Origin of the sequence: Clostridium tetanomorphum (genome assembly GCF_017873215.1) — a bacterium.
GTDB classification, from domain to species: domain Bacteria; phylum Bacillota; class Clostridia; order Clostridiales; family Clostridiaceae; genus Clostridium_AO; species Clostridium_AO tetanomorphum.
The window spans coordinates 22,608-44,135 of sequence record NZ_JAGGKA010000025.1 but is presented as its reverse complement, the minus strand read 5'-3'; the positions used below and the strand labels follow the sequence as shown (position 1 = coordinate 44,135).

At 28.4% G+C, this 21,528-nt stretch carries 22 protein-coding genes and 1 other annotated feature; of the genes, 5 read left to right on the top strand and 17 right to left on the bottom strand.

The genetic code is table 11. The annotated features are described in order from the left end of the window. The 11 genes from J2Z24_RS18615 to J2Z24_RS18565 form a co-directional block, all read right to left on the bottom strand. Complete coding sequence (locus J2Z24_RS18615) at positions 1–591, bottom strand: hypothetical protein (protein ID WP_173680604.1); 591 nt, start codon at positions 589–591, stop codon at positions 1–3. 111 nt (positions 592–702) lie between these two features. After that, complete coding sequence (locus tag J2Z24_RS18610) at positions 703–1,998, bottom strand: DUF7922 domain-containing protein (RefSeq protein ID WP_035152001.1); 1,296 nt, start codon at positions 1,996–1,998, stop codon at positions 703–705. 96 nt (positions 1,999–2,094) lie between these two features. Beyond that, positions 2,095–2,931 carry a 16S rRNA (adenine(1518)-N(6)/adenine(1519)-N(6))-dimethyltransferase RsmA gene (rsmA, locus tag J2Z24_RS18605; RefSeq protein ID WP_035151997.1) on the bottom strand — a complete coding sequence of 279 codons (837 nt, stop codon included), beginning with the start codon at positions 2,929–2,931 and terminating at the stop codon, positions 2,095–2,097. Next, positions 2,918–3,475 carry a ribonuclease M5 gene (gene rnmV, locus J2Z24_RS18600; protein WP_035151994.1) on the bottom strand — a complete coding sequence of 186 codons (558 nt, stop codon included), beginning with the start codon at positions 3,473–3,475 and terminating at the stop codon, positions 2,918–2,920. Before rnmV ends, rsmA begins: the two co-directional genes overlap by 14 nt. Before the next feature lie 68 nt (positions 3,476–3,543). Continuing rightward, positions 3,544–4,584, bottom strand: coding sequence for a resuscitation-promoting factor (locus J2Z24_RS18595; protein ID WP_035151991.1), 1,041 nt, complete (start codon positions 4,582–4,584; stop codon positions 3,544–3,546). Between the two features lie 300 nt (positions 4,585–4,884). Next, a complete protein-coding gene (locus tag J2Z24_RS18590) occupies positions 4,885–5,652 on the bottom strand; it encodes a TatD family hydrolase (RefSeq protein ID WP_035151988.1) in 768 nt (255 codons plus the stop codon). A gap of 124 nt (positions 5,653–5,776) precedes the next feature. Beyond that, the gene (locus tag J2Z24_RS18585; protein ID WP_051593433.1) at positions 5,777–6,733 is read right to left on the bottom strand and encodes a glycoside hydrolase family 73 protein; all 957 of its coding nucleotides are present in this window, start codon (positions 6,731–6,733) and stop codon (positions 5,777–5,779) included. A 141-nt stretch (positions 6,734–6,874) separates the two neighbouring features. Beyond that, positions 6,875–8,815 (bottom strand): methionine--tRNA ligase, encoded by a 1,941-nt coding sequence (gene metG / locus J2Z24_RS18580; RefSeq protein ID WP_035151985.1) that lies wholly within the window; start codon positions 8,813–8,815, stop codon positions 6,875–6,877. A gap of 77 nt (positions 8,816–8,892) precedes the next feature. Next, positions 8,893–9,130, bottom strand: a binding site (T-box leader). A gap of 35 nt (positions 9,131–9,165) precedes the next feature. Further along, complete coding sequence (locus tag J2Z24_RS18575; RefSeq protein WP_035151983.1) at positions 9,166–9,600, bottom strand: MarR family winged helix-turn-helix transcriptional regulator; 435 nt, start codon at positions 9,598–9,600, stop codon at positions 9,166–9,168. A 12-nt stretch (positions 9,601–9,612) separates the two neighbouring features. Next, positions 9,613–11,004 carry an MATE family efflux transporter gene (locus tag J2Z24_RS18570; RefSeq protein WP_051593432.1) on the bottom strand — a complete coding sequence of 464 codons (1,392 nt, stop codon included), beginning with the start codon at positions 11,002–11,004 and terminating at the stop codon, positions 9,613–9,615. Between the two features lie 87 nt (positions 11,005–11,091). Continuing rightward, positions 11,092–11,658 (bottom strand): uracil-DNA glycosylase, encoded by a 567-nt coding sequence (locus tag J2Z24_RS18565; protein WP_035151981.1) that lies wholly within the window; start codon positions 11,656–11,658, stop codon positions 11,092–11,094. A 128-nt stretch (positions 11,659–11,786) separates the two neighbouring features. Between J2Z24_RS18565 and J2Z24_RS18560 the strand changes: the two genes are divergently transcribed. Then, positions 11,787–13,142, top strand: a complete 1,356-nt coding sequence (locus tag J2Z24_RS18560; RefSeq protein ID WP_035152011.1) for an MATE family efflux transporter — start codon at positions 11,787–11,789, stop codon at positions 13,140–13,142. Positions 13,143–13,279: 137 nt separating this feature from the next. Here J2Z24_RS18560 and J2Z24_RS18555 read toward each other — a convergent pair whose 3' ends face one another. Then, positions 13,280–13,798 carry a spore maturation protein gene (locus J2Z24_RS18555; RefSeq protein WP_035151977.1) on the bottom strand — a complete coding sequence of 173 codons (519 nt, stop codon included), beginning with the start codon at positions 13,796–13,798 and terminating at the stop codon, positions 13,280–13,282. Between the two features lie 14 nt (positions 13,799–13,812). Then, positions 13,813–14,388, bottom strand: a complete 576-nt coding sequence (locus J2Z24_RS18550) for a nucleoside recognition domain-containing protein (RefSeq protein WP_035151974.1) — start codon at positions 14,386–14,388, stop codon at positions 13,813–13,815. Between the two features lie 145 nt (positions 14,389–14,533). On the opposite strand from J2Z24_RS18550, the gene J2Z24_RS18545 reads away from it, so the two are divergent. After that, the gene (locus tag J2Z24_RS18545; RefSeq protein ID WP_035151972.1) at positions 14,534–14,776 is read left to right on the top strand and encodes a hypothetical protein; all 243 of its coding nucleotides are present in this window, start codon (positions 14,534–14,536) and stop codon (positions 14,774–14,776) included. A gap of 36 nt (positions 14,777–14,812) precedes the next feature. Here J2Z24_RS18545 and J2Z24_RS18540 read toward each other — a convergent pair whose 3' ends face one another. Continuing rightward, positions 14,813–16,309, bottom strand: coding sequence for an N-acetylglucosaminidase (locus J2Z24_RS18540; protein WP_035151969.1), 1,497 nt, complete (start codon positions 16,307–16,309; stop codon positions 14,813–14,815). Between the two features lie 164 nt (positions 16,310–16,473). On the opposite strand from J2Z24_RS18540, the gene J2Z24_RS18535 reads away from it, so the two are divergent. From J2Z24_RS18535 to rluF, 3 genes are read left to right on the top strand one after another with little or no spacing between them, the layout of a single operon-like run. After that, positions 16,474–17,136 carry a response regulator transcription factor gene (locus tag J2Z24_RS18535; RefSeq protein ID WP_035151967.1) on the top strand — a complete coding sequence of 221 codons (663 nt, stop codon included), beginning with the start codon at positions 16,474–16,476 and terminating at the stop codon, positions 17,134–17,136. Between the two features lie 21 nt (positions 17,137–17,157). Further along, positions 17,158–18,477 (top strand): sensor histidine kinase, encoded by a 1,320-nt coding sequence (locus J2Z24_RS18530; protein WP_035151964.1) that lies wholly within the window; start codon positions 17,158–17,160, stop codon positions 18,475–18,477. A gap of 57 nt (positions 18,478–18,534) precedes the next feature. Then, positions 18,535–19,296 (top strand): 23S rRNA pseudouridine(2604) synthase RluF, encoded by a 762-nt coding sequence (gene rluF, locus J2Z24_RS18525; protein WP_035151961.1) that lies wholly within the window; start codon positions 18,535–18,537, stop codon positions 19,294–19,296. Positions 19,297–19,341: 45 nt separating this feature from the next. Here the strand turns inward: rluF and J2Z24_RS18520 are convergent, their stop codons facing one another. The 3 genes from J2Z24_RS18520 to J2Z24_RS18510 form a co-directional block, all read right to left on the bottom strand. After that, complete coding sequence (locus J2Z24_RS18520) at positions 19,342–19,449, bottom strand: MetS family NSS transporter small subunit (protein ID WP_111947607.1); 108 nt, start codon at positions 19,447–19,449, stop codon at positions 19,342–19,344. Positions 19,450–19,490: 41 nt separating this feature from the next. Further along, complete coding sequence (locus J2Z24_RS18515) at positions 19,491–20,999, bottom strand: sodium-dependent transporter (RefSeq protein WP_035151959.1); 1,509 nt, start codon at positions 20,997–20,999, stop codon at positions 19,491–19,493. Positions 21,000–21,121: 122 nt separating this feature from the next. Then, positions 21,122–21,505, bottom strand: a complete 384-nt coding sequence (locus J2Z24_RS18510) for a RidA family protein (RefSeq protein WP_035151956.1) — start codon at positions 21,503–21,505, stop codon at positions 21,122–21,124. Between the last annotated feature and the right edge of the window lie 23 nt (positions 21,506–21,528).

The following is a 21,528-nucleotide window of genomic DNA, read 5'->3' as shown; positions in this document are numbered from 1 at the left end:
TCATTCTTTATCATATCTCAAAGTTTGAACTATTGCTTTAAATATAGTAGGCATATTCTCCTTAAAGTTTTCCTCTCTAACAAAAAATGAAAACCTAAATAATCTATTATTGTATTTCTTAAAATATTCGCTACTTCTAAAATTAGATTTTTCTGGCCCTTCAATTAAATAGTTTATTGAATACCACTCTGTATTATTTATTTTTTCCTTTTCCATTTTATAGTTTTTTATTATATTTTGTTTTTTAGATATCTGCTCACTTCTTCTAAGAAAATCTTCTAAATCTTCATCCATATTCCATACTTCTACAAATCCATGTATTTTAAAATCTTTAGATTGAAAATCATTATGATATATTATTTCATCTCCTTGAAAAGTTTTTTCCTCAGTATTCCACTCACTAGGTAATTTATACTTTACTTCTCCATCTAAAGCTTTATATTCCTTTAAAGAATTTATATTGCTTTGCATTAATGTAGTTAATTTCATTTTATCTTTAAATTCTTTTTGTATACCAAACATCAATACCATAAGTGCTATTATTATCATTGAAACTCCAAGCCGTTTCTTATTTACCATGATAATTTTCATTTCATCATACCTCGCTTATAAAAAAGTAAATTATCTTCTTAATTTTGTCTAATAGTAAAGTATATGATAAATTTTCTTAAATATAACAAAAATAGGCATGCGATTGCATACCTATTTAATAGGAATTAAAATAGTAGATGTTCTAAAATCATAAAACATCAACCAATAACCTTCATTTTTATCTTTATCTGATTTTGATGGTACCCAAGTTACAAATCCAGATTTTCCACCAAAAGGTTGATCTTTTTTACTCTTGCTTCCTGGTATACCATATACTAAATATTTCATTTTCCCTTCTTTATCACATTTATATCCCAACATATAATATCCATAAGAATTTATATATTTCCAATAATTAATCATTGGGTAATAAATTATCCCATACCTATTATAATCTGATATACAATACATATCATTTATATTTTTTATAGGCACCTTATGCCATATACATCTCTTTATAGGAGTTATTTCATCTTTACACTCCTCTAACCCTCTAGCTATTTCTCTAAAGAATTTACCTGTTTTGCCCCTAGGTATCTTTTCAAATTCTTTATCATCTCTATACTCATCATCTACTATAATAATATCTTCTTTATCTGTATGTTCATCTTTTATATCTATATCTTCTATTTGTTCTTCTGAATGGACTTCAGACGATTTTTTACTATCTTTTAAATCAGCATCCTGCTCATCTTCTTTTCTTGAATTATCTTTAATTCCTAACTCTATATCTTCTTCTGCATCATTTTCTGTATCTTCATTAATATGTTCTATCTTCTCTTCATTATTTTCACTATTTTCTATATCCTCATTTCTATCTTCAATATGTTCACTCTGAGCTGGAGTTATATCTTCATTTTCTTCTTGTTGTTTTGATATTTCAATACTTTCCTCATATTTATCAAATATACTCTTCTCTTCTATAGCTTCATCTTCCTCTTTCTCCTTCTCTAATTCTTCTTTTGCTTCTCTTACCTTAGGCTCAATTATTTCATATTCTCTCCATTTAGGTATATCTGAGGTTAAAAATCCACTAAGTACAGATATTACATTTTTATCTAGCAATTTAGCTACTGCTGCACCTGATACATTATCCATTGACATGCCAGTATCTGCTATATTATTAGCAAGATATTCATAACATACTTCTGCTCTGCCATAGTTATCTATATTTAATTCTCCAATTTTTATTATTTTATTAATACCTTTCTTACCTAATATTAATGTCATATAATATGGCGCAGATTCTTTTTTTAAATTTTGAACATAATAAGATACCTTACATTTATCATTTTTTAATTCTAATTTTACATATCCAGTAGGCAACTTATCAGATGCCAAAGCATATCCTTTTTCATCTTCTTGTAATATTATAAAGTATCTACTATAACTCTTTTTTTGTGCCAACTTAACGTACCTCCATATATTTTATTCATTATAATATATGAAGCATTATTCAAAAAGTGAACAACAACAGCTAAAAGTTATAAAAAAGTTTTTTATTTATTGTATTTTATTTATACAATCCGATAATCTAGCAAACTCTTGTATAGAAAAAGTCTCTCCTCTTCTTTTAGCATCTATGTGTACTTCTTCTAAAGCCTTTTCTAACATCTCCTTATTTATTCCTAAACTTTTAAGAGCATTTAAAATAGTTTTTCTTCTCATATTAAAAGAAGCCCTTATTATCTTAAAAAATAAATCTTTATTTTCAACTTCAACCTTTGGAGAATTTAATTTGTCCAATCTAATAACTATAGAATCTACTTTAGGTTTTGGTATAAAAGATGAAGGAGATACTCGTCTTATTACCTTTATATCGCAATAATATTGTACTAATAAAGATAATGCTCCATATTCTTTAGTATTTGGATTTGCAGCGATTCTTTCTCCTACTTCTTTTTGAATCATTATAGTTAAAGATTTAAATTTATAATTTTCATTTAATAACTTAGATATTATAGGTGTTGTTACATAGTATGGTAAATTAGCTACTAATTTTACCGATGTTTCTTCTCCAATTATTTCATTAAAATTTACTTTTAAAGCATCATTATTTATAAGTGAAAAATTTTCATAATCTTTCAATTCCTCATTTAATATAGGCAGTAACTCTTTATCCAATTCAATAGCAGTTACCTTTTTTGCCACTTTTAAAAGCTCTTTAGTTAGAGACCCTACTCCTGGGCCTATTTCTATTATAAAATCATTTTTATTTACTTCAGCACCTTCTACAATATCCGCTAATACTTGTTCATCTATCAAAAAATTTTGGCCTAAACTTTTACTAAATTTAAAATTATGTTTGTTTACTATTTCTTTCGTACTATTTTTTTCCATTTTCATTCTCCTTATCAATAATTTCTAATGCTTTTATAAATTCTTCTTTTGTTATACCATAATTGTTTAATCTAGTTAACAATTGTGAAGTATTACAATAACCTATTCTAAGAATTTTTCCTAGCTGTTCTCTTTTCTCTTTAGCTTTATTATTACCACAAAGACCAAAATACATCATATCCTGTATATTAAATTCCTTTCTCTTTTCTTTAATTTCAAATTTTGCCGATTCCAATGCGCTCATTATACTTTGTGGCGAAGCATTCTCTACTCCTATGTCTCCATCCTTTAATCCTTCATTTTTAGAAATATAAGCATGTTTTACTCCTTGTACCCTTTTAGCTATAATTTTTCTTATCTTTTCTCCTGCAAAATCTGGATCAGTTAAAATAATAACTCCTTGCCTTTTCTGTGCTTCTTTTATTCGTTCTATTACTTTAGCATTTATTCCAAATCCTCCTACAGCTATAACTTCAGCTTCCACAGCTCTTTTTACAGCCGTAACATCATCTCTTCCTTCTACCACAATAACTTCTTTGATCATCTTTTCCTCCTCAATTAACACTTCTAATTTATCCAAATAGAAAAAATAGGAGCCCTAGGCTCCTTTAATTACTTTAATATATAAACATTTACTGTCCTTACTCCCCAATTATATACTTCACTATTGCTATCAAAGAATAAATCTATTTTATTACCCTTTATTGCTCCACCTGTATCTTCAGCTATGGCATATCCATAACCTTCAACATACATCTTTGTACCTAGGGGAATTACTCTTGGGTCAACTGCTATGGAACTATAGCCTCCATAATTTCTTCTCGCTACAGTACCTGTAGCTGTTATTCCAAAGCCATAATCTCCAGGATTCTTACCTGTAGAAGCATAATCTGCAGTATAGGCAGTTGCTCTCATTCTCATAAGATTGGAATAACGTATGTTTCCACCACGCGAAGGAGTATAAACTCCTACTGTTCCCATAGCCACTATTTTTTGAACCGGCTTTTTAGTCACTACTTCACTAATTACTTTTTTTGAAACCTCTTTACCGTTTTCATATACTACTCTTGTTGTTATAACTTTTTCTCCTTGCTTACCTTCTTGAATTATCTTTTTCTTACCTTCATCTAAATCATTATCTTTTTTTGTAACTGTTGCATAGTCCATTTTCTTTACTTCCTTCATTACTTTGGTTTCAACCCTAGTAATTGCAACTTTTAAACCATCTTTTAATGGTTCTTGTCTTGATGGTGAAACTTTATCATACTGATTTACTTTTATTCCTTCTGCCGAAAGCATTGTTTCAATATCACTTTCTGCTGATTGAATATTTAGTTTCTTTCCATCTACTTCCAATTCAACATTTACTGCTTTTTTAATGTATATTTTATCTTTATTTTTTATTTTACTGTCGAGACCAGGTGTTGTCTTGTCCTTTGGTCCTACTACTATATCATTAGCAAATAAGGCACTTTTTAGATTTGTTCTAAAAGTCGTTACCTTTTTCTCTTTACCGTCAATATAAACATATAAAGTTTTTCTTGTGCTTGTTATTAAAATGGTAGCACTCATTAAAATTAGCATAACAATAAAGATTGCCTTAGGACCATTGGAAAAATAACTTCTAATACTATTTTTTAATTTTTCCACCACAAAAACCTCCCTTTGGCAAAACGATTAGACAATTGAACATTATAACCATCAAGTATCGTTTTGTCAAATTTCCTTAAAATTTTTAACTGTCTAAATGCAACACTGTGCATAGAAATATAAAAATATAATTGCAATTTTACCTTATCCGACAGCCTAAATTTGGTGGAAGAAGCTACTAAAAACTATTATATTATATGCCCATTATTTTTATTTTAAACATGTTTCATAAACAAATGTATTTTAGTTCCATATATTACTATAAATTTACTATATAAAATTTATATAAAACATTTTACACTATTATTTTAAATTTAGCAACTTTTTAGTATTACAAACGGTGTGATAGCTTATTTCTTCTGGAGTTACACCTTTTATATCTGCCAATTTATCTATTATGTATTTTATATATTCAGATCTATTTCTCTTTCCTCTATTTGGCGATGGAGCCATATAAGGACAATCCGTTTCTACTAAAATTTTATCTAAAGGCATCTCCTTTGCTACTTCTACTATTTTCTTTGAATTTTTAAAAGTTATAACTCCTGTAAAACCAATGTAATATCCTATTTTTAAACATTCCCTTGCAAATTCAACACTTCCAGAAAAGCAATGTATAACTCCCGTCACTTGTGGGAACATTTTTAAAATTTCTAGAGTATCCCCATGTGCATCTCTATTATGTATTATTACTGGAAGCTTAAGCTCATCAGCTAATTCCATTTGCTTTATAAAAGCTCTTCTTTGAATTTCCCTTGGAGGATTTTCCTCATAATAATAATCTAACCCTATTTCTCCTATAGCCCTTACTTTTTCATATTTACTAAGTTCTTTTATTTCAGATATAACTTTATCATCTACAGTACCTGCATACTCTGGGTGTATGCCCACAGCTGCATAAAAAAAGTCATTTTCTCTTGCAAGCTTAACAGAGTCTCTAGCTCCTTGTAGTGATGCTCCGCAATTTAGAACTCCTATTATATTATTTTCTTTAAGTTCATTTATTACTAAATTTCTGTCATCTTCAAATGAATCATCATCATAATGAGCATGAGAATCAAATATATTCATAATAAATTACTCCTTTCTGTATATATCTATTATAGTATAATTTAAAAATAGTTGTAAGTTAATATCCATTACAACTATTCTAACTTATAATTCCATTCAAAATGTAATTAAATAACACATTAATTTATGTATTCTGTGATAAATCTCTACCAGCTTTATCATATTTCCACAATTTATACTTTTCAATTAAGCTACAAATCTTCTCTACATATTTAGGATCTGTAGCATATCCTCCCTTTTTTATAGCAAATATTTGTTCCTTATAATTAGAAGCGTGAAAAACACCTGCTTCAGCATATTTAGGTCTTGTATATAAAAAATTCCCATGATCCTCTATAGATTGAGAAAAAGAAGAATATACTCTCCATTGAGCCATTACAGTTACACTTTTTCCATTTATCCATTCCTTGGTTGGTAATTCCATCTTATCTCCGCTCCAATTCTTATCTGCCTTTATACCAAAAATATTCTTACATTTATCTGCTTTATCGCTTTTTCCCCAATTACTTTCTAAAATTGCTTGAGCTATGGTTACAGAAGGAAAAACTCTATATTTATTATAAGCCTCCTTAGCTCCAGGCACTAATAAATCTATGAATTGTTGCTGAGTAAAATTATTACATTCATCTTTACTACTAGGTTGTCCTTTATTATCATTGTTATTGTTTGGCAAAGGTTCTATTGCTTTAACGTTTATTGGACAAATAACTCCATTTTTTATCCATCCATATCCTTTATTATTTTTATTTATAACTAAACAATAGGATTGTCCATGATTTAAATTCACTTTAGGAACTACTTCAACTTTATTTTTAACTATTTGAGCTTCTATGGGAATACTTTTATTATTACTATCTTTAATTTGTATAGTTTCTTTATTAATTAAATTTTTATCTAATTTTCTAGAAAACTTAATTGAAAATTTCTTATCCGTAGAAATATCATTGAATTCTCTAAATACTTTATAGCTAGGGTACTTATTGTTCCAGTTAATTTCATTAGCAATTGCTTTTACCTTTCCATTGAAACAAATTATTATTGATAATACATAAAACATAATTTTACAATAATTGCTTTTCATAAGTATGTTCTCCTTAATTTACATTAGTTTAAAGTACATTCTAAATTATACTAAAATTTTCTGTAATTTTCTAGATTATACAAATAAAATAATCCTCTAAATTAGGTAACGCCTAAAATAAAGGATTATTTTAATTTAAATCTATCTTACAATACTTCCTGTAGGAAGCTCTTCTGGTAGATTTACAGTAAATAACTTGCTATCATCATCAGTTGAAGCAGCTAAAATCATTCCTTGTGAAATTTCTCCTCTTAACTTAGCCGGTTTTAAATTTGCTACAAGTACTACAGATTTTCCAACTAATTCTTTTGGTTTATAAAATTTTGCAATTCCTGATATTACCTGTCTTTCTTCTCCGCCTAAATCAACTTTTAATTTTAAAAGCTTCTTAGCTCCTTTTATAGGTTCACATGCTAAAACTTTTACTACCCTTAAATCTACCTTTTCAAAGTCATCTATAGTTATTTCTTTCTTTAAAGGTTGCATTTGCACCTTTGGTGCATTGGCCTTCATTTGCTCTTCTTTTAATTTATTTAATTCTTCAATTTTAGCTTCTACATCTATTCTTGGAAATATTGCTTCTCCCTTAACTATTTTAGTTCCTGCTCTTGTACCATCAAAAGATGCTATACTATCCCAAGTAATAAGTTCTATATTCAACTGTTCATTTATTTTTGAACTAGTTTCTGGTAAAAATGCTGATATTAATACTGAAACTATTCTTAAAGTTTCTGCCAAATTATAAAGAACAGTTCCTAGTCTTTCTCTTTTGCTTTCATCTTTAGCTAATATCCATGGTGTAGTTTCATCTATATACTTATTAGCTCTTCCTATAAGTGCCCAAATTTCATCTAAAGCTTCTGGTATTCTTAAAGCATCTATGTGTTTTTCTACTTTTTTATGTGTATCCACTGCCATTTCTATTAAACTATTATCTATATCTTCTTTACATAATTGCCCTGGCATTATTCCTTCAAAATACTTTTCAATCATAGCTGTAGTTCTTGATAAAAGATTACCTAAATCGTTAGCTAAATCTGAATTTATTTTCTTTATAAATACTTCATTATTGAATATACCATCTGAACCAAAAGGTATTTCTCTTAATAGATAATATCTTACTGGATCTGTTCCAAAATGATTTACTAAGACAACTGGATCAACTACATTTCCTTTTGACTTTGACATTTTTCCTCCATCAACTAATAGCCATCCATGTCCAAATACTTGCTTTGGTAGTGGTAATCCTAATGCCATTAACATTATTGGCCAATATATGGTATGGAATCTTAGGATATCTTTTCCAACGAGATGTACATCTGCTGGCCAGTATTTATTTAACAAATCCTGATTTTGACCATTATATCCCAATGCTGTTATATAATTAGCTAATGCATCTATCCATACATATATAACATGTTTTTCATCAAATGTTACAGGAACTCCCCAATCAAATGTAGTTCTTGATACACAAAGATCTTGTAAGCCTGGCTTTAAGAAGTTATTTAACATTTCATTTTTTCTTGATTCCGGTTGAATAAATTCAGGATGAGTCTCTATATATTCTATAAGCTTATGTGCATATTTTGACATCTTAAAGAAATATGCTTCTTCCTTAGCTTTTTCTACCGGTCTTCCACAATCAGGACATTTTCCATCTTGTAGCTGAGTTTCTGTCCAAAAAGACTCACAAGGTGTACAATACCATCCTTCATATTCACTTTTATATATATCTCCTTGATCATATAATTGCTTAAAAATTTGTTGAACTGCACTTATATGATAATCATCAGTAGTTCTGATAAATTTATCATAGCTTACATTCATAATTTTCCACAAATCTTTAATACCTGCAACTATTTCATCTACATATTCCTTTGGTGTTACTCCTTTAGCTTCCGCTAACCTTTGAATTTTTTGTCCATGTTCATCTGTTCCTGTTAGAAACATAACATCATAGCCTGTAAGTCTTTTAAATCTAGCCAATGCATCAGCTGCTATAGTTGTATATGTATTTCCTATGTGTAAATTAGCTGATGGATAATATATAGGTGTAGTAATATAAAAAGTCTTCTTTTCCATGAAAACTCCTCCCTTATTTTAAATAATCTATAATTTGCACTTAATTGTATAAAAAAGCCTCTATACAGTATCAACTGCATAGAGGCGTACTTAACGCGTTACCACTCTAGTTTGTTTTATTTTCACAAATAAAACCTTATTAAGTGACTATATAATCACTGTGCAATATAACGGTTGCTACCGTACTATCCTACTATATGTTTCGAATAGCATGCTCAGGGGCCATGTTCATAAACTTTAATGTTACTGGCTTTCACCTAACCCAGTTCTCTTTTAAACATCTACATTTACTATTCTTCCTATCATTGCATCTTAAAGTTAATAATAATATATATAATTTTTACTGTCAACTATTTTATTTTTTCTATTATTTCCTCAATTCCTTTTAAGTATACTATAAATTTTTCTTTTTCTTCCTCAGAAAGATTACCTATTTTATCTCCCATAGTTAAAAGTTTCTTATCAAGTTCCTTTTCCAAAAATTTCCTACCACAATTTGAAAGATTATAAAAAGTATTTCTTCTATCTTTATCATCAATTTCTCTTTGAACTATTCCTTCCTCTACCATCTTATTTAACATTATACATAAGCTCGAATTTGAAACATGTATTCTTCCACTTAACTCCTTTAATGTACATTTTCCAGATTGCTTTAAATTCATAAGAGTTCTAAATTGTTGTTCTGTAATATTTGAACTTCTAGATTTACTAACTTCTGCTCTCATATATTTTTTTAATTTTATAAGAAATCCAATAAATTCTTTTGCAACTTCTCGATTATCCATAATATTCTCTCCTTATTGAGCTGTTTGTTTTTTTATATTACCTCCACTTTCATATGTAGATCTTTCTTCATTTCTCTTAATAGCTACTTTATTTTTCCATTTACCATTAATATAATATACTACTGTTACTACACAACCTATAGACCATGCTATTGGCATTCCCCACCATATCCCATCTACACCTATTTTCTTTGATAAAAATGATGCTATGGGTAATCTTATAAGCCATAAAGTAAATATAGATATAATCATTGGTACTATAGTATCCCCTGCTCCTCTTACTACTCCAGTGGTTACTAACATAAATGAAATTACAGCATAAAATGAACCAACTATTACTAAATACCTAACTCCTATATTTATTACATTTGGATCAGAATTAAACAATGATATTAGAGGTCTTCTAAATAATATTACTATAATAGTCACAAGTACAGATATAGCAGTAGACATAATAATTGTAGATTTATATCCTTTTTTTACTCTTTCTATTTTGTTGGCTCCTAAATTTTGACCAACAAAAGTAGAAATTGCAGCTCCAAAATTCATTATAGGCATAGATGCAAAAGAATCCACTTTACTAGCTGCAGTATATGCTGCTACAGCATCTGTTCCAAAAGAATTTACTATAGATTGTAATGCCATTATTCCAACCGAAAATAACATTTGTTGAACCCCTGTTGGCAATCCTATTTTCAAGCTTAGCCTAAATATGTGTTTATCAAATTTCATATCTTTTATATTTAGTTTCAGTACCTCATGATTTTTATTTAAATAATAAATTCCAAAAATAAAAGAACATCCCTGAGCAATTACAGTTGCCCAGGCAGCACCAGCTACTCCCCATCCAAGTCTAAGTATAAATACCAAATCTAATATTATGTTAATTAAAGTTGAAATTATAAGAAAATAAAGTGGAGTTTTAGAATCCCCAAGTCCTCTCAATATAGCACTTATAGAATTATATCCAAACATACCTATAATTCCAATAAATATTATATTTATATAAGTTTGTGCTTGATGTATCATTTCTTCTGGTGTTCCTAACAGCCTTAATATGTATCCACTGAATATTAACCCTACAATTGTAATTACTAAAGAAGCTATAAATAAAACTATATATGCAGTATCTATAGCTCTTTTTACTTTATTAATATTTTTTGCTCCATAATATTGAGCTATAAGTATTGTAGATCCCATAGTTACTCCCATTATCAATGATACTAAAAGAAATAATATGGGGAAACTTACTCCTACTGCACCTAAAGCTTCCTTTCCAAGCGTTCTTCCTACTATTATTGTATCTACGGTATTATACAATTGCTGAAATATATTTCCTATAAGCATAGGTAATGTAAAATAAAATATAAGCTTAGCTTCATTACCTGTAGTTAAATCTTTCATTGACTTCACCCCATAATTTTATTATAAAACAATTTTATATATAAATCATTTTACACTAAAATTATTTTACAGTCAATTATTATACATTTATTCCTTATCTTTTAATTCATTATATTTTTGTCTTATACTCTTTAAATCTTTCCAAAATAATATTTTCTTACTTTCATCTCTAAAAAGAGCTGCTGGATGAAAAGTAGGCACTATATAACACCCTTTTCTTTCTACCCATTTGCCTCTATCCCTGGTAATCCTCCATTCTGGTCCCAATATATATTTCATGGCTGTAGCTCCTAAACATACTATAATTTTAGGTCTTACTAAAGCCACTTGATTTCTTAAATAGGGTAAGCATGCTCTTGCTTCTTCTTCTGTTGGAGTTCTATTGTTTTTGGGTCTACATTTACATACATTACATATATAATAGTCTACTTCTCTAGATAAGTTTAACGCTGTTAACCCCTTAGTAAGAAGCTGACCTGCTCTTCCTACAAATGGTCTTCCTAATCTATCTTCATCTGCTCCCGGCGCTTCTCCTACAAACATAATAGTTGCCTTTGAATTTCCTTCGCCAAAAACCATATTGGTTCTATCTTTTGTCAAATTACATTTATCACAGTTAACGCATTCATTATACAGTTCTTTCCATCTTAACAATATTGTCACCTCGAATAAAAATAATGTATTATATATATATGTTTACTTTTATTTTACTCATATATCTACTTATTCTCAATAAATACACTTTTAAATTTTAATATTTAAGTAATTTTAGGGAGGTGAACATTATAATAAATAAAAAAGTAATAAATAATGTGCTATCTTTAGCCTTACCCGCTGTAGGTGAAATGTTTTTATATATGATGATATGGGTACTAGATACAATGATGGTTGGACAATATGGTGGACAAGTAGCTGTAAGCACTGTAGGTCTTAGCTCTGAAATAATGTATACCTTTATTAATATATTTATAGCTGCGGGAATATCCGTAGGTACAGTATCATTAATATCTCGAAAGTTAGGAGCTAAAGAAAATCTTCTTGCTGAAGAATACGCATCTGTTGGTTTTTTATCTGGTTTTATATTAGCTTTTCTAATTTCTAGTACTGCTTTTATATTTGCTCCTAAAATTTTAAGCTTTTGTGGAGCTAAAGGTAATGTTTTAAGCCATGCAATTATATACATGAGAATAACCTCCATAGGCTCATTTTTTAATATGATAATGAATGTTTTAAATGCCACCTTAAGAGGTTCTAAAAATACTAAAATTCCATTAGTAGCTTCTGCTGTTATAAACGTAGTTAACTTATTTTTAGATTGGATATTAATCTTTGGTAAATTTGGCATTCCGGAATTAGGCATTAGAGGTGCTGCTATAGCTACAGCCATTGCCCATATATCTGGTTTTTTATTTATATCTGTTTATATACTCAAATATTCCAAAATAAAGCCACGATTAAATTATATAAAATCTTTTTCTTTATCAAAATTTAAAGAATTAATTAAATTATCATTGCCTTCTTCATTACAAGAAGCTGCTTTTAGCATTATACGATTAGTTGGTACTATTATGATAATGCATTTAGGACAATTAGCATTTGCTGCAAATCAAATAACTACTACTATAGAATCAATATCATTTATGCCTGGAACAGGATTTGCTATTGCTGCAACTACACTAGTTGGCCACAAAATTGGTGAAAAGAATATTAATGAAGCTAAACAATACGCATATGCTTGTACATTAATCGGTACATTACTTATGCTATTGTGTGGTTTTATATTCTTAATATTTCCTAAATTCCTTATATCGTTGTTTATAAATAATAGTGAGACAAGTGTAATAAATTTAGGTTCTACCTGTCTTATGATAGCATCAATTGAACAACCTTTTATGGGAATTTCTATGATTTTAGCAGGTTCTTTAAAAGGTGCAGGCGATACCAAAACGCCATTTTTAGTATCATTTACCTCTAGCTGGGTTATTAGGTTCCCTCTTATGATATATTTTATATATATTTTAAAACTTCCTGTTACTTATGTTTGGTGGATAACCACTATACAATGGGTATTTGATGGTTCAGTTATGTTCATCTTATTTAAAAAAAGATTTAAAAATTTTCTTTCTATCAATATATAGTAAAAAATAGGGCTGTCACACTAAGAATAAATCCTACAATATATTGTATTAATCTTAAACTTGCAAAACAGTATATTGTATGTAAATTCCTTAATGCGACAACCCCATTTTTTTAATAATATGATAATATACTTAATTTAATAAAAAAGTAAATTTACAGTAATAACTGCCATAACTACTGCTATAATATCTGCTAATATAGCAGCCCACAAAGTGTGCCTTATTTTCTTAATACCTACCGCTCCAAAATATACAGTAAGAGTATAAAAAATGGTTTCTGTTGACCCCATTATGGTAGATGCTACCCTTCCAGTATAGCTATCTGCTCCATAATTATTTATTATATCTGTAAATACACCTAATGCTCCACTTCCTGATAATGGTTTAATTAATATAAGAGGTACTACCTCTCCTGGTAGTCCTATGTATTTTACTATTGGATTTATTAATTTTATTATATAATCTAATGCTTTTGATTCTCTTAATATAGTTACAGCTAATATCATGGCTAATAGGTATGGAAATATTTTAACACATATGGACATTCCTTCCCTTGCTCCATCTATAAAACACTCATATACTCTAACACCTTTTAATGCTCCATAAGCTACTATCATTATAATTATTAAAGGCATTATTATATTACCTATGTTCATAATTTCCTCCTAATTTAAAAGTATTTTTGAAGTATCTTACAACATATTGTTCCTATAATAGCAGAAATCCCTGTAGTCAATATAGCTGGTAATATTATTTCTGCTGGATTGTTGGATCCAGCGGCTGCCCTCAACGATATTATTGTAGTAGGTATGAACTGAATACATGCAGCATTTAACACTAAAAATAACGCCATATCGTCTGTAGCAACGTTTTTGTCTTTGTTTAACTTTTGCATATTTTCCATTGCCTTAATACCAAAAGGAGTAGCCGCATTAGAAAGTCCCATCATATTGGCAGTCATGTTCATTACTATAGCACCTAAAGCTTTTTCATCCCTACCTTCTTTTTTGAATATTAGCTTTAATATAGGTTTTAATATTTGAGCTATTTTATCAGTTAGTCCACTTTTTTGAGCTATTTTCATTACCCCACACCAAAGACACATTGCCCCTAAAAGTTTAATTATTAGATCTACAGTTGAATTTGCTGAAACTATTATTGCCTTTGAAATAATCTCTCCTCTTCCAGTAATCAATCCTATAATTATGCCAAAACTCAGTATAAAAAACCAAATATAATTTATCATTTATTCCTCCTAATTAAAATTGATATAACCCATAGTTCTTATTTATTTAATATATATGTTAAATAATGGCTTTGTATTGCAAATAATTTTTAATAGTGTTACCATGTATACTGTGTGTATAAATTTGTTGCATTGGAGGATTCCTATGACTATAAAAGACATAATGAAATATATTGAAAGTGAATATAATATTATAAATAGCACTCCTTGTGAAATATGCGGTGGAGAATACTTTGCAGATAATTTACAAATAGATGTGGTAGATGGTATACCTTATGATGTATGCAGCTGTATATGTTCTCATTGTGGGCATGAAAAACTATTTGAATTCTATGCTCCCTTTATAGATGAGAAAAACGAAAAAAAAATTAAAAAAAAATTAAATTAATAAAAGGGCCTATCATAATTATGATAAGCCCTTTTGTTATTCCTTATATACCGGTACTTCAAATATTAAAGTAGGATTCTTACATTGCTCAATTAATGTTTTAATATTTTTAACCTGTTTATATGCCCACCCTATATCAGTAGCATATTGATAAGTTCCTGGTGAAGACATATTCCATTTCATTTTATATAAAGTATCTCTTTTTTCATTTGGATTATTTACATATTTTTCAGCTATAAATTTAGCTCCTCCTATTATTGCAGCTTCTGGTGTAAACCATTTTTGCTCGTAAGCATACTCTGAACCAAATTTTTCTGGATTTGAATCAATGGCCTTTATACCAAACATATTATATACTATCTTCTTGCCATCCTTTCCATCTACTTCAATACCAGATGCAAGCTTTGATTTACCATTAGCCGTTTCATGTAACGCATGAGAAACCAAATATACAGGATTTACATTATTTTCCTTACCAGCCTGTAAAAAGGCTTTCCCCTTCCCTTCTAACGTTCCCTTTCCTTTCAGTATATTATTTAAATCCTCTTCATTTATACTATCATCTATATAATTTAATTTTAAAAATATATATTTTCCATATTCATCTGTAAAATTCTTTGGATTTAAATAATATTTTATTTGATTAGTACTAGCTCCTACCCAAGAAGTAGGTCCTTCATCTGTTACTGAAACTCCTGGCTTACTTTGCTTGTCCAAAACCTCTGCTAATGTTTTATAATAACTTACATTAGTTATTTCAGAATTACTTATGCCTTTAACACATCTAATATAATCTATATAATAATTATCAAAATCAGTATTACCATCAACATACTTCCCATTTGCATTTGCTTTTTTCACATATATTAATACCTTATATTTTTGTGAATCTTCATTAGACTCAAAAATCTTATCTGGAGTTATCTTTCCATCATTTGCATATGTATATCCCTTTGTTATTTCTTCAAAGGGTTCATAACAGTCATTTGAATACTTATATTTACTAATATATATTCTGTATTGAGCTTGTTCATTATTTGAAGAACTTAAATAAAATGTTTGTTTTTGGCTAGAAACTATAGGCTCATATTTCATTTTTACACTTGTTATATTCACTCCATCTTCATAATTAGATGCATCTGAATATCTATCAACTACAGTGAATTTCATTTTTACTGGTTGTACTAATTTTTTACCGCCTAATGATTCTACTCCTGTGCCTATGTTTAAATAATAAGATTGAGCTGGAATATATCCTTCTGTTTTAGGAATTACTACAACACTACTTTCTGAATCCCCCGGTTTTATATATGCATCTAATTTATTTCCCTTTAAATCTGTTACGTTTACATTCTCCTCATTAATAGTTTCCTTATTAACTCCAAAATTAAACTTTATTGTCCATTTCTTGTTAACTGAAATACTGGATTTTGGCTCTAATTCTTTATAAGAATTACTAGCAGCTATAACCCCATTTGTTATAAATAAAGTTGATAAAGTTAATGCTAATATAATAGACTTTAACTGTTTCATTAAAACTTACCCCCATATCCAAAAATATCTTATATAATAATTATATAGAATATTATATTTTTTTACCATGGAAAATTAATCCATAATGTTTTTCTATAATTTTATTTAAAATCATAGTAGAAATTTATATAATATAGTTATTAAACATTTTGAAAGGATAAAAAATGAAAAGGAAAATTCTTATAATTGAGGATGAAAAGAAATTATCAGACATAATGACTTTATATTTTAAAAAAGAGGGTTATGAAATTTTTACTGCATATGATGGAAAAGAAGGAGAATGTTATATAGAGGAAAATACTTTTGATTTAATAATACTAGATGTAATGATGCCTAAGAAAGATGGCTGGTCTTTATTAAAAAAAATAAAATCTACTTCTAATACCCCTGTAATCTTAACTACTGCAAGAGGTGATGAGGAAGATAGAATCTTTGGTCTTGAACTTGGAGCAGATGACTATATGGTTAAACCTTTAAGTATGAGGGAATTAGTTTTAAGAGTCAACTTACGTATGAATTCTTATTGTCCTAAGAATAATTCTTTAAATTTCGATAATATGACTATAAACGAAGATCAAAGAGAAGTGTTAGAGAATAAAAAAATTGTAAACTTAACTCCAAAAGAATTCGATTTATTATTGTTTTTATGTAAAAATCCTTCTCAGGTATTTAATCGTACTCAACTTCTAGATAAAGTATGGGGTTATGATTTTTCTGGAGATACTAGAACAGTAGATACTCATATTAAAAATCTAAGAGAGAAAATAAACTTTTGTGAAAAACATATAAAAACTGTATGGGGTGTAGGATACAAATTAGAAATATAAAACTCTTGGAGGAAATTTGATATGGGAAAAATAACAAAAAAACTTATCAAAAGTTTCTTTTTAATAATATCTATCTTAGTCTTTCTATGCTTTTTAGGAAGTAGCATTTTCTTATCAAAATTTTATGTATCACAGCAATATAATGGATTAAAAAATAAATGCACAAGTGTATATGAATCAATAAAAGATAATGTACCTTATAAAGATCTCGATGCCAATGGATTTATTATAAATAATGGCAATGTATCTATTATAGGTAGAGGTAAAATGGGGGTAATGTCATTTCTCCATACTAAAGGTATTGATACGTTAAATGAGAAAGGCAAATTTAAAAATCCAATGAATGAAGAATTTCTATATTACAAATTAGATACAGATATAGGTAAAATAGTTATCTTTGAAAACAGTAAAGCTATCTCCGAATATTTAAAAGTAGTATATATAATATTAATATCTATATTTTTATTAGCTATGATTTTATGTATTCCATTTATATCATACATGGGAAAAAAATTTACTTACCCAATTTTAAAGCTACAACAAGCTTCAAATGAAATAGCAAATGGAAATTTTAATATCTATATAGATATCTCTACAAAAGATGAAATGGAAGATCTATCTTTCAGTCTTAAAAATATGGCTTCTAAGTTAGAAAAAAAACATTCTATGCAAAGAGACTTTATTGCTAATGTTTCTCATGACTTTAAAACTCCATTAAGTATCATAAGAAATTATAGTGAAGCTATAATAGATGGATTAATAGATGCTGATGAGTCAAAAAAATATTCTAAAGAAATTATAGAAGAAGTTGATAAACTTAATGTGTTGGTATTAGATATACTTGAATTGTCTAAACTTCAAGAGGGAGCTTATAAATTAGATAAAAGTTATTTTAGTCTTTATACATTCCTATCTTCTTGTATAAATAAATTTATTTATAAAGCTCAAAATAAAAATATTATAATGAATCTAAACTTTCAAATTGATAATAAGGAAATTTATGTATACGCAGATAAAGTTGCCTTAGAAAGAGTATTATATAATTTTATAGACAATGCAATAAAATTCAGTACTGTGAATTCAATTATAGAAATATCCTCAAAATACAATAATGATGACATAATAGTGTCCGTTAAAGACAATGGTTTTGGTATAGAAGAAAAAATGTTAGATGAAATATGGAATAGATATTATAAACATTCTAAAAGTGGTGGAATGGGTTTAGGATTGCCTATATGTAGTGAAATATTAAAGCTTCATAACTTTGAATATGGAGTAAAAAGTATTGCTTTAAATGGCTCAACTTTCTATTTTGTAATAGATAAAAAATCTATCAAATAACTAAAATATAAAAATGTTAAAAATTAAACTTATGTAGAAATGAGGTCTCAATACTATATGAATAATAACCTTAATGATGATAATAATAAAAATTCTATAAGAATTAATAAATTTATTAGCGAAAAAGGCCTTTGTTCTAGGCGTGAAGCTGACAAACTAATATCAAATGGTACAGTAACAATAAATGGTACCGTGGCAATTGCCGGTTCAAAAGTGCATCCTGGAGATGAAGTTAAATTAAATGGGAAAATTATAAGTAAAAAGCCTAAACTAGTATACATGGCATTAAATAAACCTGTAGGTATAATTTGTACGACTGAAAGAAAAGTAAAAAATAATATTATCGATTTTATAAATTATCCCAAAAGAATATTTCATATAGGAAGACTTGATAAAGATTCTGAAGGGCTTATATTCTTGACAAATGATGGTGATATAGTTAACAAAATCTTAAGAGCTGGAAATAATCATGAAAAAGAATACATCGTAACTGTAGATAATCCTATAACAAATGAATTTATAAAAAAAATGTCCTCCGGCATTAAAATACTCAATACTGTAACTAAACCATGTAAAGTATATAAAGAAGGTAAATATGTATTTAGAATAATACTTACCCAAGGATTAAACAGACAAATCAGAAGAATGTGCGAAACTCTTGGATATAAAGTTACTAAGTTAAAAAGAATTAGAATTATGAATGTTACGTTAGATAATTTGCCTGTAGGTAAATGGAGATATCTAAACCAAGATGAACTAACTACAATAAATAAATTAGTAGAAAATTCAATTAAAACTGAAGAAGCCTCTAAAATATAGTTTCTTTAAAACATAATTAAAAGCAGGTAATTCATCATCCTGCCTTTAATTTTTCTCTTTTTCAGCTTTAATAGCCCTATAAATAAAATATGCTAATCCACCATAAAGTAATATAATACCAAAAATCAGCATTGTAATGGAACTTGTCTCCATAATTACTCTCCTTTCTAACTTTTTGCTAGAAAATCTTAGAGTTAGCTATTAATTTTAAGAATATTTTCATCCGGCCAAGGTTTTCTACTCAAATATATTCCCATTATAAGTATCCCTATAGCAATAGACCAACCAAATACAATCAAAGAACTCATTGTATATCCCCCATAGGGAGCCTTAAATTCTGTAATAATATTATCAATGCTCATATACCCTAATAAAATAGGAGTTATATATCTTATTAAAAAGTCCCACCAAACTCCTATTTTAATATCAGAATATTCATTTACTTCTCTTCTCATTCTCTCTGTTTTATATACATAACCTAATACTATGACTTCAACTAATCCTATTAAAGCTATGCCATAATTAGATACAAAATGATCAACTATATCAAGTATATGTATTCCTGAGCAAGTTGAAAATAACATACTAGCAATAAATCCAGGTAAGCAGATTCTTCTTATCATCTTTTCTCTTGATAAATTATACTTATCTAAAGCTGCTGATGCAAAAGCTTCAACCATAGATATACTTGAAGATATTCCAGCTATTATTAAACAAAAGAAAAATATTGCTCCTATTAAGGATCTTATTATAATTCCTCCTGGCATCAGATTTATAGCATTAGGAAAAGCTATGAAAGCTATTCCAGGTCCTGCTGCAACAATCTTATCTATAGGAAGATTTGAAGCATATGCAGCATATCCTAAAATACTGAATACACATAATCCAGCCATAAAATCAAAACTAGCATTTGAAAAAACTGTAATAAATGCATTATTAACTATATCTGACTTAGGTGGCAGATAACTTGCATATGCTGTCATAACTCCTACTGCTAATGTAGTAGAAAAAAATACTTGCGCATAAGCGGCTATCCACACCTTTCCATTAGCTATCTTAGTAAAATCAGGTTTTAAAAACCAATTCAGTCCATTAGCTGCTCCTGGTAAAGTTAATCCTCTAATTGTCATTAAAATCATTAAAACTGCTAAAGTTGGTGTTATTATTTTGCAAGCTCTTTCTATTCCAGATGATATTCCTTTTTTAGTTATGTAATAATTTAAAAACCATACTAACATTACTGCAATAGCTATATTCCACCTTATACCAACAAAATTCCAAGGACCATTACTAACTCTTAAAAATTCTTCACTAAAAAATTTATTGGGATTGCTTCCCCATCCTCCACCAAAAGATAATATAAAATAATTTATACTCCAAGCTATTATAACAGAGTAAAATGTTACTACTATAAGAGGAATCATAACTGGCCACCACCCTAACCATTCCCACCTTTTACCTAACTTTGCAAAAGCTAAAGTACTTGCTCCTTTCATCTTACTTCCGAATCCAAATTCAAGAATCATTAAGGGAATCCCCGCTGTTAATACTGCTACAAAATAAGGTAATAAAAATGCTCCTCCTCCATTTTGATATGCCATAAAAGGGAATCGCCAAAGGTTTCCTAATCCTATTGCCGCACCTATGGTTGCCATAATAAAACCAAATCTAGATCCCCATTGATCCCTGTTGTCATTTGCCATCTATTTTCTCCCTTCTATATTATAATACTATATTTAATATATACTATAATTAATGGCGATTGCAAAAATAAATTAAAAAATTTATAACTTTGCAATCGCCATTATATAACGTTATTATAAAATTATTTATGAGCAATTATTTCAATTTCTACTAAAGCTCCTTTAGGAAGTTTTGCTACTTGAACACAAGATCTTGCTGGATAAGGTTCTTTAAAGTATTCTGCATATACACTATTTACTTTATTAAAATCATTAATATCTGTAATAAAAACAGTAGTTTTTATTACATTTTCAAATCCCATCCCTTGAGATTCTAATATGTTTTTAATGTTATTTAATGATTGATGAGTCTGAGCTACAATTACATCTTCACCAGTAACTAACTCACCAGTTTTAGGATCTACAGGAATTTGTCCGGACACAAATATTAAATCTCCTATCGCTATACCTTGTGAATATGGGCCTATTGCCTTTGGTGCTAATTCTGTACTTATAATTTTTTTCATTTTAAATTACCTCCTTATATACT